This is a genomic window from Gilliamella sp. Pas-s27, assembly GCF_009795865.1.
GTDB lineage: Bacteria > Pseudomonadota > Gammaproteobacteria > Enterobacterales > Orbaceae > Gilliamella.
Map to the genome: position 1 here is coordinate 25270 of NZ_WTEW01000024.1, position 11581 is coordinate 36850.

Below are 11581 nucleotides of genomic sequence, written 5' to 3' on the forward strand. Positions count from 1 at the left end.
TTTTGATAGGTATAGATAGGTATAGATAGGTATAATTAGTTCTTGGTGATTGAAGAATAGTTACAATTTTGACACGGAATCGTTTAATAAAGGTATAAATTGTTCTATATCTTGGATACATTTTTTGGCTAGCCATATTCGTTATACTAAGTTCAGCTTCTTTTTGAAGCTTGTTTAACATAATAAAACCTTTATTATTCAAAATAAAAACACTGTTTGGTAAAAAGAATGTTTAAAAAAAGTATTATATTAATAATATGCATAACAATTTGTAATATCTGCTATGCGGAGACACCTTGCTTAAATAAGACAGAGATTAAAAATTATTCTTTTAATATCCACTCTAAAGCTTATCATTTTACTACTTATCGCTGTGATGATGAAAATGGTGAATTTTTAAAACCTACTATATTAGAAGTTAAATCGGATGATATGGATTACCAATTTAAAAATTTAATTGGATTGTTTGAGGAACTTGATATTAAATTTGTCAATTGGATGAATAAACCCACTTTTTTTTACACTGGCACAAGGACTCATAATACTGAAGCTTATATTCCAATAACTATCCTAGATAGTCATTTAACTGCTGATTGTGTATATGTCAGAAGACGGTTAATAAATTTGATGAAGACACAATATTCATATTGTATAAATAGACAAACATTAAATAGAGTTGATGATTTATATAAATTTTTTATCTATTTTTCGCCTGAATCAATAAATTCTTATGCTTATTTTCCCCATACTGATGAAAGTCTAGCGTATAGAGATTTTGATGTGCTTGTTGCCAAAGTGGGGGATATTAATTTTTATCAACGTTACCAATCTATCAAAGATTATGATTTAGATAAATATACGGTAATAATGGCCAATAAAGATAAGCAATACCATTTCAACAATGTTGAAGTGTTTCAAAGAATGGTAAATTCAAATAGTCTCCAGTTCCCATATATGATTGGTTTAGATATTCTTGATTCTAGTGGTCATTTCACCTTTTATGATATGAAAAAACTTTCAGCACTGTTGGATAAATCAACAAAAAAACGAGATATTCATTCTTATATTCAACTAGCAAAAGTCCAACTTTATGAACAACCTGATTTTCAGCATCCAATTGATAACTATTTAAAACGAAACGATTTTGTCAAAATTCTTGATATAGAGAGGGACGAAAATAAAATGGAAGAAATTGAAGATAAAAATAAGGAACTTTTGTGGTTTAAAGTCAGCTATCAAAGTAAAAAGAATGGTGAAATAATCAACTGGGTACCATGGAATTCGTTTAGAGACTGGTAAAAACAATAAAAATTATCACTAAAAAAATGGCTAAAATAATTAGTAAGGATGTACAAATACAATGAAATATTTTTTAATTTTAATATTCTTTTTACCTAATTTTGTAGTTGCCGATTATGGTATTCAAATTAAAACTAATGGAAAATATAAAGAAGAATATCATTATGATTATGGTACTAATAGAGTTGTGTATATAAATAATATAACTAATACCCCTAAATTATTAGGTAAAACGTCTTTTGAAAGCGAAAATAAAGATGAAAATAATGTTGAATCAGATAAGATTCCATTAGATAAAACAAAGTTAGAAAGTGAATTTAAATTTGGATGTATTCCTGATAAGTCTGAAAAGAAGTCTAAAAATGTTGAATTTTTACAACACAGAACTACCAAAGATTATTTTTTTAAAGTCATTTTATCTATAAAAGGCTGTGCGACTAAAATGGTTGGTATTAATATTTACCGAAAAAGAGATGGCAGTTTATTGCAAACAATTGATGATTTTGATGGTTATGCATTTATGTCAATCGATACAATAAAACAAGGTTATCATCTATATAATGATTATTTGTTTGGATCTAAAGAAGATGATCAAAGCATTAATACCGATGATTATAACTTTGATGGTGATAATAATGAATTTTATATCTCACAAACAACCGATGATGTCGTGGACATCCCAATTATTGATCGTTATTACGCTTTCAATAAGAAAAAAGGAAAGTTTGTTTATCTAAATTTAGAAGGTCGTTATATAACCTTTGATGAAAATAAAAAACAAGCTACTAAGCGAAAATTTTGTTCTATTAAAGATAATGGCGCTGTTATTGTGACAGAAACACACCAATATGATGTCAACAAAAATCACTTCACTTTAATTAATTCGCTATGTCAGTATAAAAAATTTGATGATAAATCAAATGATGAGTTTTCTCGTCAATGTACGCAAAAAGAAGAAAATTATTGCAATAACGAAAATGAACTTGATAAGGATTATCTTAATTTTTAATTATGGCTGTAAAATAGTCAATATATTTACTGTCAATAAATAAAACGCTCTGTTTTACTAAGCAGAGCGTTTGTTTTGTTAGAAAGAAAACAGTTAGGAATTAGAACTCCATTAGTTCTTTTTCTTTATCAGCAAGCACTGTATCTAATTTTTTAATTGCGGCATCGGTCGCTTTTTGGATTAAATCTTGTGCTTTACGTTCATCATCTTCAGATATTTCTTTATCTTTTAGTAATGCTTTGATTTGGTCGTTAGCATCACGGCGAATATTACGGATTGATACTCGGCCTTGTTCTGCTTCGTTACGGACAATTTTAGTTAAATCGCGACGGCGTTCTTCAGTTAATGGCGGAAGGGGAACACGAATAACAGTACCTGCTGACGCTGGGTTAAGCCCTAAATCTGATGTTAAGATTGCTTTTTCAATTAGTGGCGTAAGTGATTTGTCAAATACAGTAATCGCTAGCGTTCTTGCGTCTTCAGCAACAATGTTAGCTAGTTGGCGTAGTGGCGTTGGACTGCCATAATATTCGACCATAATGCCATCTAATAAGCTTGGCGATGCGCGCCCTGTTCTTACTTTAGAAATGTGAGTTTGAAACGCATCGATACTTTTTTCCATGCGCGTTTGTGCTTCTTTTTGAATCTCGTTTAACATAATAAAAACCTTATTTAAAATAAAAATAATTAGCAGGTTACGGTTGCCTTGTTATTAATTAATGTTCCTTCTGGTTCACCTAAAATGACACGACGCAATGCGCCTGGTTTATTCATATTGAAAACACAAATAGGTAAATTGTGGTCACGCGCTAGCGTAAAAGCAGCTAAATCCATGACTTTTAATTCGTCTTCGAGTACTTTGTCATAATTGAGTGTTTTGTAAAGTGTCGCATTAGGATCTTTTACAGGATCTGCAGAATAGACGCCATCAACTTTGGTAGCCTTTAAAACAACATCGGCTTCAATTTCAATGCCACGCAAACACGCTGCCGAGTCGGTTGTAAAAAATGGATTACCTGTACCTGCAGAAAGGATCACCACTTTACCATGACGAAGTAAGCTAATTGCTTCAGTCCAACGGTAATCATCGCATACGCCATTTAATGGAATGGCTGACATTAGGCGAGCGTTTACTTCAATTCGGTGTAATGCATCACGCATTGCAAGACCGTTCATGACAGTTGCTAGCATTCCCATGTGATCACCAACAACACGATTCATTCCTGCTTTTGCAAGACCTGCACCACGAAATAGGTTACCCCCCCCAATCACAACTGCAACTTGAACGTTCATTTCAATTAATTCTTTGATTTCTTGCGCCATGCGATCAAGAACCGTTGCATCAATACCAAAGCCTTCGTCGCCTTGTAGCGCTTCACCACTGAGTTTTAGAAGAATACGTTTATAAAAAGGGGTTGCCATATAAAATCTCGCTATTTCGTTACTTGATTATTTAGCCAGTAAATACTAACAAATAATTATTTTAAGATATTTTGTAGATAAACAAAACCGCCTTAACGGCGGTTTTTTTTAAACAATTAAGATTGTTTTGATATCGCTGCAACTTCTGCTGCAAAGTCAACTTCGACTTTTTCAATACCTTCACCCACTTCAAAACGGATGAATGAAGCAACTGCTGCGTTCTTTTCTTTTAATAAGTCACCAACAGTTTTTGATGGTTCCATTACAAATGGTTGACCAGTTAAAGAAACTTCACCAGTAAATTTACGCATACGACCTTCAACCATTTTTTCAGCGATTTCGCGTGGTTTACCAGATTGCATTGCAATGTCGATTTGGATGTTACGTTCATGTTCAACCACATCAGCAGGAACATCACTTGGATCAACGTATTCTGGTTTGCTTGCAGCAATGTGCATTGCGATGTGTTTAACTAACTCATCGTCAGCACCGTTTGCAGCAACTAATACACCAATACGAGCACCGTGTTGGTAACTACCTACTACGTCACCTGCAATTTCAGCAACACGACGAATACCGATGTTTTCACCGATTTTAGCGACTAATGCTGTGCGCTCTTCTTCAAATTTTGCTTGTAGGGTTGCAACATCAGTAATACGATCAGCTAATGCTGCTTGTGCTACTTTGTCACTAAATGCTAGGAAGCCAGCATCTTTTGCAACGAAGTCTGTTTCACAGTTAACTTCTAAAATAACACCGAATTTTTTGTCAGCAGCGATTTTAGAAATAATCACACCTTCAGCAGCAACACGGCCTGCTTTTTTAGCCGCTTTTGCTTGACCTGATTTACGCATGTTGTCAATTGCAAGTTCAATGTCGCCATTAGCTTCAACTAATGCTTTTTTACATTCCATCATGCCTGCGCCAGTTCTTTCGCGCAGTTCTTTTACCATAGAAGCGGTAACTTCAGCCATTTTTTAATCCTCTATTTAACCATTGTGATGATTTTCATTAGAATGGGTCGATTTGATTATTTTACAGATCGACCCTGAAAATATTTGAGTTTATTATTCAGCTGCTGGAGCTTCTTCAACAAAGCTTGCTTCAGAGACTGGAGATTGGTTTTGCTCACGACCCGCACGAACTGCATCAGCAACCGCATTTACATATAATTGAATTGCGCGGATTGCGTCATCATTACCTGGAACGATGTAATCAATACCATCTGGATCTGAGTTAGTATCAACAACAGCAATGACTGGAATACCTAAATTGTTAGCTTCTTTGATAGCGATATGTTCATGGTCTGCACCAATAACAAAAATCATATCGGGTAAGCCACCCATATTTTTAATTCCACCCAAGCTATTTTCTAATTTAGCCATTTCACGAGCACGCATTAGTGCTTCTTTTTTGGTTAATTTGTCAAATGTACCATCACTAGCTTGTGTTTCTAAATCTTTTAGACGTTTGATTGATTGACGTACTGTTTTCCAGTTAGTCAACATACCACCTAACCAACGGTGATTAACGTAGTATTGTCCACAGCTTTCAGCCGCTTGTTTGATCGCTTCGCTAGCTGCACGCTTTGTACCAACAAATAAAATTTTACCTTTACGAGCGGCAACCTTATTTAATTCAGCTAATGCTTCGTTGAACATAGGAACTGTTTTTTCAAGATTGATGATGTGAACTTTGTTACGTGCACCAAAAATAAATGGTTTCATTTTTGGGTTCCAATAACGAGTTTGGTGTCCAAAGTGTACACCCGCTTGTAACATATCGCGCATTGATACTGTAGTAGTCATGATTTCCTCATTTTGACGTTGGGGTTATGCCTCCACATATCCGCTTTATCCGACCTAATTGCATTAAGCAAAAGGCACCCCGGAAAAGTGTAATAATATGTGTGTGTTATAACGTTAATTAATCATTAAAAGTAATGCTGTTATTCACAGTTATTTTTGTAAAAAAATAATGCGAAATGTAGCGCGCGTTTTATACCATAAATTGTATAAAATTGCTAGCTTTTTATCCTTACTGTTGGTGATTTTGTGTGGTTTGTTTTTTATTCGTTCGTGATTAGGCTGTTTATTGGTAGTGAGTATGGTAATTAATTAAAATAACAACTTCAATAAAATAAATGTTTTTATTGAATTTCTGATTGATTATTTGTTTTTTATAGAAATTAAAATATCTTCTTAACTGCTTTACGGTAAAGCTCCTTAATTGGAATACTGGCTTCATCTTTTTTTAAATAGATTTGATGCTTTATCCTCTTTTACTTTTACCATAGAGAATTTTCCACTTTTTTGCTGTACTACTAGTAAAATTGGATTACCATACCGCTCCTCATGGCTTTGCCCATCCTTGCCAAACTACAACTATTTTTCAGCTATTGCGTTATATTGTGCCGTTGTTTAATTTCGGCTAACTCTGCTTGCGATGTGGCATTAAACGCTTCAACCATCCATTCTGGCCAGCCTTGGCCTTTAATAATTTTTTCTTTAAATTGGGTTTCTTGTTCCCATTTGTATTTGCCGTCGTTTAGACCCGCTAATTTGTTAGCACACATAAAGTTATTGACCCAACCCCAAACCAAATAACTGCCTATGCCTGCACGTAATGGATCTAACAATATATGGTCGATTGTTTTATGGGTATGAGGTTTGCACACCATTAATATGGTGGTGTTGAGTGAAGAGCGTGAAAAATTATGCACCACCACCCCTTGTAAATGGGCCCAGTCATATTCTTTTATGCGTTTTTTATTCGGATGCAAAAAGGTTAGCGGATTGCGTAACACTTTAAAATTAAAAAAATAGCTTTCATTGATATACACTTTACCCGTTTTGCGATTAAAAATAATGGGGCTTCCTCGGCGCATAAAAAGGTTTTGATAGAATTCAGGGATAATAAATATATATAAAGCAACTAAAGAAGCAATTAATATCACGATGAAATTAATCATCAAGAAAGTTTCTTTTCTTAATGCTAATTCTAAAATTAAATTTATAGATAAGTAGATTAATGGTATTGAAAGGACACAAAGAACAAAAAGCATGGATAAGTAAAATATTTGATCAGATTTTGTTTTACGAATAAAAGCACAGTAGTTATCATTGGCATAGAGAAGACGCTGATCCGCCCCCGTTAAATAGTTACCGCCTTTTTCTAAATCGCTTATCCAACCAAAAATTTGGGGTTGATATTGTGATGGCATTGTTCTGCTCCTTAATTTAAATTTTATTGTTTTTAGTCACGATTAATGGCACGTCTTCACGGTTATTGTATTGCACAATGATTTGATATTTTACAATATTAAATGCACTTATGGTGCCAGCGATCCATTTATTGATAATGAGCCCATTTTGAACTGGCTTGTCGCTATTGGTTGTTGTTTTATCAGTAAGATGATTAGCCGATGTGGTTAAAGTAAATTCAGCTGGTTCGTCAATTTTGTTATAATCAGGCTCAGGAAGCCCTGTCATCATATTACGGTTGCAATCATACTTATCAAAGTAAAATTTTTTATCCTACCACACCTGAGCCATTGAACCTTATTGTTTTACATGATGCCGTTGTTTAATTTCAGCTAACTCTTCTTGCGATGTGGCATTAAACGCTTCAACCATCCATTCTGACCAGCCTTGACCGTCAATCCTATGGGCTTTAAATTCCGCTTCTTGATCTGATTTATATTCACCATCATCGATATTGGCTGATTTATAAAACACCATAAAACTATTGATCCAACCCCAAACAAATGTACTCCCTGCGCCAGCTCGGGCAGGATCTAACATAATATGATCAATCACTTGATGCGTGCCGGGTTGGCACACCATTAATACCGTTGAAGTTAGGGCATTACGTGACATATTATGAATAATAACGCCATGCAGATCGCCCCAATCATACTCTTTGATACGGCGTTTTTTCGGTTGTAAAAATACCGCCGGATGCCGTAAAAACTTAAAGTTAAAAAAGTCACTTTCGTTAACATAGACTTTACCCGTTTTACGGTTAAATATAATGGGACTGCCACGACGCGAGAACAAATTTAGATAGAGTTCAGGAATTAGAACATACATACCTAAACAACTTGCAATAAATCCAACTATAATTATCATTAAAGTAAACGGTTTAATTGTAGGATTATCATATTCCGTTATTAACCAAAGAAAACTAAAAGTAGAGCCAGTTCCAAAGATAAAACCAATAATATACAAACAAGCATTAAAAATTTGATCATTATAATCCTGACGAATAAAGGCACAGTAGTTATTATTGGCATAGCTTAAGCGACGATCATGCAGGGGCACACTATAAGGGCCTTTATCTAGATCACCAAACCAACCAAAGATTTGTGGGCGGTATTTTGATGGCATTGTTTTATTTCCTATCTTAAATTTTATTATTTTACATGATGCCGTTGTTTAATTTCGGCTAACTCTGCTTGCGAAGTGGCATTAAACGCTTCAACCATCCATTCGGGCCAGCCTTGACCGTCAATCCTATGGGCTTTAAATTCCACTTCTTGATCTGATTTATATTCACCGTCATCGATATTGGCTGATTTATAAAACACCATAAAACTATTGATCCACCCCCAAACAAATGTACTCCCTGCACCAGCTCAGGCAGGATCTAACATAATATGATCAATCACTTGATGCGTGTCCGGTTGGCACACCATTAATACCGTTGAAGTTAGGGCATTACGTGACATATTATGAATAATAACACCATGCAAGTCATCCCAATCATACTCTTTTATACGGCGTTTTTTCGGTTGTAAAAATACCGCCGGATGCCGAAATACTTTAAAGTTAAAAAAGTCACTTTCGTTAACATAGACTTTACCCGTTTTACGGTTAAATATAATGGGGCTACCACGATGGGAAAATAAATTCTGATAGATTTCTGGAATAACAAGATACATAGCAATAAAGCATAAAATAACACCACTTAAGGCAACTAAAAATATGTTAGTTTCTAAAATTGGGTTACATAAATAAGTTAATATAGATAATAGAACTACTGCAATGAATAAAAGAATAACAGCAATAATGTAAATACATAAATAAAAAATTTGATCTGAGGAAACCTTACGAATAAAGGCACAGTAGTTATTATTGGCATAGCTTAAGCGATCGTCATGCAGGGGCACTAAACGTGGGCCTTTATCTAGATCACCAAACCAACCAAAGATGTGTGGGCGGTATTTTGATGGCATTGTTTTATTCCCTATCTTAAATTTTATTATTTTACATGATGCCGTTGTTTAATTTCCGCAAGCTCTGCTTGTGATGTGGCATTAAACGCTTCAACCATCCATTCGGGCCAGCCTTGACCGTCAATCCTATGGGCTTTAAATTCCGCTTCTTGATCTGATTTATATTCACCATCATCGATATTGGCAACATGACAAAAAAACATAAAACTATTGATCCAACCCCAAACAAATGTGCTCCCTGCGCCAGCTCGGGCAGGATCTAACATAATATGATCAATCACTTGATGTGTGCCAGGTTGGCACACCATTAGCACGGTCGAGGTTAGGGCATTACGTGACATATTATGAATAATAACGCCATGCAAGTCATCCCAATCATACTCCTTTATTCGGCGTTTTTTCGGTTGTAAAAATACCGCAGGGTGCCGCAATACTTTAAAGTTAAAAAAGTAACTTTCGTTAACATAGACTTTACCCGTTTTACGGTTAAATATAATGGGGCTGCCAAGACGGGAGAAAGCATTCTGGTAAAATTCAGGAATGGATAGATATAAAGCGGCACAACAGGTAATAAAGCCACCAACTCCTATAAAACAAAGCATGCTACCGCTATCAGGATGATCATAATCCATAATAAATGTACAAGATCCGACTATTAATATACTTCCCAAAATAATAGCAACAAAATAAATGCAAGCATAAAAAATCTGATCATTGAGATCCTGACGAATAAAGGCACAGTAGTTATTATTGGCATAGCTTAAGCGATCGTCATGCAGGGGCACTAAACGTGGGCCTTTATCTAGATCACCAAACCAACCAAAGATTTGTGGGCGGTATTTTGATGGCATTTTATTCTCCTTTTATTTATTCATCGTGAAATTGGTTGCTGCTACGATTAATGATAAGTGGGATTTCGTCATCATCTTGTGCATTAGGGCTGATATTGATTTGATAGCTATTTACTAGATCATAAGCAAAGGTGCCCGCTACCCATGTTATCGCCGTTAGGTGGCTATCTGACTGGTTAGGATCGGTTTTTTCACTTCGATTTTTTCAATATCGTTAAAATTAGATTTCCATACCGCTTTGCCCATTTTTGCCAAACTACAACAGCTTTTGGGCTATTCCGTTATATTGTGCCGTTGTTTAATTTCGGCTAACTCTGCTTGTGATGTGGCATTAAACGCTTCAACCATCCATTCGGGCCAGCCTTGGCCTTTAATAATTTTTTCTTTAAATTGGGTTTCTTGTTCCCATTTGTATTTGCCGTCGTTTAGACCCGCTAATTTGTTAGCACACATAAAGTTATTGACCCAACCCCAAACCAAATAACTGCCTATACCTGCACGTAATGGATCTAACAATATATGGTCAATTGTTTTATGGGTATGGGGCTTACACACCATTAATATGGTGGTGTTGAGTGAATATCGTGAAAAGTTATGCACCACCACCCCTTGTAAATGTGCCCAGTCATATTCTTTTATGCGTTTTTTATTAGGATGCAAAAAGGTTAGCGGATTACGTAACACTTTAAAATTAAAAAAATAGCTTTCATTGATATACACTTTACCCGTTTTACGGTTAAAAATAATGGGGCTACCTCGACGTGTAAAAAGGTTTTGATAACATTCTGGAATCATTAAATATAAAACGAGAATAAAACAGATTAAAATAACAACCAAAACATAAAAAACAAATTCAGTTTCAGATGTTATTTTAAATATCATAAGTCCATATGATAAACCAGGTATCACAAAAAACATTGAAATTGACAGAAATAAACTCATACATAAATAAAAAATCTGATCAGAGTTTGTTTTACGAATAAAAGCACAGTAGCTATCATTGGCATAGAGAAGACGCTGATCCGCACCCGTTAAATAGTTACCGCCTTTTTCTAAATCGCTTATCCAACCAAAAATTTGGGGTTGATATTGTGATGGCATTTTTCTGCTCCTTAATTTAAATTTTATTGTTTTTAGTCACGATTAATGGCACGTCTTCACGGTTATTGTATTGCACAATGATTTGATATTTTACAATATTAAATGCACTTATGGTGCCAGCGATCCATTTATTGATAATGAGCCCATTTTGAACTGGCTTGTCGCTATTGGTTGTTGTTTTATCAGTAAGATGATTAGCCGATGTGGTTAAAGTAAATTCAGCTGGCTCGTCAATTTTGTTATAATCAGGCTCAGGCAGCCCTGTCATTATATTACGGTTGCGATCATACTTATCAAAGTAGAATTTTTTATCCTACCACCCCTGAGCCATTGAACCTTATTGTTTTACATGATGCCGTTGTTTAATTTCAGCTAACTCTGCTTGCGATGTGGCATTAAACGCTTCAACCATCCATTCGGGCCAGCCTTGGCCTTTAATAATTTTGTCTTTAAATTGGGTTTCTTGTTCCCATTTGTATTTTCCGTCGTTTAGACCCGCTAATTTGTTAGCACACATAAAGTTATTGACCCAACCCCAAACCAAATAACTGCCTATGCCTGCACGTAACGGGTCTAATAATATATGGTCGATTGTTTTATGGGTATGAGGTTTGCACACCATTAATATGGTGGTGTTGAGTGAAGAGCGTGAAAAATTATGCA

15 protein-coding genes are annotated in these 11581 nt (G+C 35.0%); 2 read left to right on the plus strand and 13 right to left on the minus strand.

Going from position 1 to position 11581, the window contains the following annotated elements:
- Positions 1-228 precede the first annotated feature (228 nt).
- Both GQ589_RS09535 and GQ589_RS09540 read left to right on the plus strand, forming a co-directional pair.
- Positions 229-1299 (plus strand): hypothetical protein, encoded by a 1071-nt coding sequence (locus GQ589_RS09535; protein ID WP_160425836.1) that lies wholly within the window; start codon positions 229-231, stop codon positions 1297-1299.
- Between the two features lie 61 nt (positions 1300-1360).
- Positions 1361-2308, plus strand: a complete 948-nt coding sequence (locus GQ589_RS09540) for a hypothetical protein (protein ID WP_160425838.1) — start codon at positions 1361-1363, stop codon at positions 2306-2308.
- Between the two features lie 100 nt (positions 2309-2408).
- Here GQ589_RS09540 and frr read toward each other — a convergent pair whose 3' ends face one another.
- From frr to GQ589_RS09605, 13 genes are all read right to left on the minus strand, one after another.
- Complete coding sequence (gene frr, locus GQ589_RS09545) at positions 2409-2966, minus strand: ribosome recycling factor (protein ID WP_160425840.1); 558 nt, start codon at positions 2964-2966, stop codon at positions 2409-2411.
- Between the two features lie 29 nt (positions 2967-2995).
- The gene (gene pyrH, locus GQ589_RS09550; RefSeq protein ID WP_160401369.1) at positions 2996-3730 is read right to left on the minus strand and encodes a UMP kinase; all 735 of its coding nucleotides are present in this window, start codon (positions 3728-3730) and stop codon (positions 2996-2998) included.
- Between the two features lie 116 nt (positions 3731-3846).
- A complete protein-coding gene (tsf, locus tag GQ589_RS09555; protein ID WP_160401370.1) occupies positions 3847-4704 on the minus strand; it encodes a translation elongation factor Ts in 858 nt (285 codons plus the stop codon).
- A 93-nt stretch (positions 4705-4797) separates the two neighbouring features.
- Positions 4798-5538 carry a 30S ribosomal protein S2 gene (gene rpsB / locus GQ589_RS09560; protein ID WP_160411803.1) on the minus strand — a complete coding sequence of 247 codons (741 nt, stop codon included), beginning with the start codon at positions 5536-5538 and terminating at the stop codon, positions 4798-4800.
- Between the two features lie 587 nt (positions 5539-6125).
- Positions 6126-6953 (minus strand): DUF6708 domain-containing protein, encoded by an 828-nt coding sequence (locus GQ589_RS09565; RefSeq protein ID WP_160425842.1) that lies wholly within the window; start codon positions 6951-6953, stop codon positions 6126-6128.
- A 16-nt stretch (positions 6954-6969) separates the two neighbouring features.
- Entirely contained in the window at positions 6970-7224 is a 255-nt protein-coding gene (locus tag GQ589_RS09570) for a hypothetical protein (protein ID WP_160425845.1), read from the minus strand.
- A 66-nt stretch (positions 7225-7290) separates the two neighbouring features.
- On the minus strand, positions 7291-8118 hold the full coding sequence (locus tag GQ589_RS09575; RefSeq protein WP_160425846.1) for a DUF6708 domain-containing protein: 828 nt from the start codon (positions 8116-8118) through the stop codon (positions 7291-7293).
- Positions 8119-8144: 26 nt separating this feature from the next.
- Positions 8145-8321 carry a hypothetical protein gene (locus GQ589_RS09580; RefSeq protein WP_160425848.1) on the minus strand — a complete coding sequence of 59 codons (177 nt, stop codon included), beginning with the start codon at positions 8319-8321 and terminating at the stop codon, positions 8145-8147.
- Between the two features lie 45 nt (positions 8322-8366).
- A complete protein-coding gene (locus GQ589_RS09585) occupies positions 8367-8966 on the minus strand; it encodes a DUF6708 domain-containing protein (protein ID WP_160425849.1) in 600 nt (199 codons plus the stop codon).
- Between the two features lie 26 nt (positions 8967-8992).
- The gene (locus tag GQ589_RS09590; RefSeq protein ID WP_160425852.1) at positions 8993-9817 is read right to left on the minus strand and encodes a DUF6708 domain-containing protein; all 825 of its coding nucleotides are present in this window, start codon (positions 9815-9817) and stop codon (positions 8993-8995) included.
- A 273-nt stretch (positions 9818-10090) separates the two neighbouring features.
- Positions 10091-10918, minus strand: coding sequence for a DUF6708 domain-containing protein (locus tag GQ589_RS09595; RefSeq protein ID WP_160425854.1), 828 nt, complete (start codon positions 10916-10918; stop codon positions 10091-10093).
- Between the two features lie 16 nt (positions 10919-10934).
- Positions 10935-11186, minus strand: a complete 252-nt coding sequence (locus tag GQ589_RS09600; protein WP_160425856.1) for a hypothetical protein — start codon at positions 11184-11186, stop codon at positions 10935-10937.
- A gap of 69 nt (positions 11187-11255) precedes the next feature.
- Positions 11256-11581, minus strand: a 326-nt coding sequence (locus GQ589_RS09605) for a hypothetical protein (protein ID WP_160425859.1), incomplete at its 5' end; no start/stop codon positions are given.

Coding starts and splice junctions, on each gene's coding strand:
- GQ589_RS09600 (WP_160425856.1), bottom strand. CDS start 11,186: ATGACAGGGCTGCCTGAGCCTGATTATAACAAAATTGACGAGCCAGCT.
- GQ589_RS09570 (WP_160425845.1), bottom strand. CDS start 7,224: ATGATGACAGGGCTTCCTGAGCCTGATTATAACAAAATTGACGAACCA.
- GQ589_RS09590 (WP_160425852.1), bottom strand. CDS start 9,817: ATGCCATCAAAATACCGCCCACAAATCTTTGGTTGGTTTGGTGATCTA.
- rpsB (WP_160411803.1), bottom strand. CDS start 5,538: ATGACTACTACAGTATCAATGCGCGATATGTTACAAGCGGGTGTACAC.
- frr (WP_160425840.1), bottom strand. CDS start 2,966: ATGTTAAACGAGATTCAAAAAGAAGCACAAACGCGCATGGAAAAAAGT.
- GQ589_RS09585 (WP_160425849.1), bottom strand. CDS start 8,966: ATGCCATCAAAATACCGCCCACACATCTTTGGTTGGTTTGGTGATCTA.
- GQ589_RS09535 (WP_160425836.1), top strand. CDS start 229: ATGTTTAAAAAAAGTATTATATTAATAATATGCATAACAATTTGTAAT.
- GQ589_RS09595 (WP_160425854.1), bottom strand. CDS start 10,918: ATGCCATCACAATATCAACCCCAAATTTTTGGTTGGATAAGCGATTTA.
- GQ589_RS09540 (WP_160425838.1), top strand. CDS start 1,361: ATGAAATATTTTTTAATTTTAATATTCTTTTTACCTAATTTTGTAGTT.
- tsf (WP_160401370.1), bottom strand. CDS start 4,704: ATGGCTGAAGTTACCGCTTCTATGGTAAAAGAACTGCGCGAAAGAACT.
- pyrH (WP_160401369.1), bottom strand. CDS start 3,730: ATGGCAACCCCTTTTTATAAACGTATTCTTCTAAAACTCAGTGGTGAA.
- GQ589_RS09575 (WP_160425846.1), bottom strand. CDS start 8,118: ATGCCATCAAAATACCGCCCACAAATCTTTGGTTGGTTTGGTGATCTA.
- GQ589_RS09565 (WP_160425842.1), bottom strand. CDS start 6,953: ATGCCATCACAATATCAACCCCAAATTTTTGGTTGGATAAGCGATTTA.
- GQ589_RS09580 (WP_160425848.1), bottom strand. CDS start 8,321: ATGGTGTTTTATAAATCAGCCAATATCGATGACGGTGAATATAAATCA.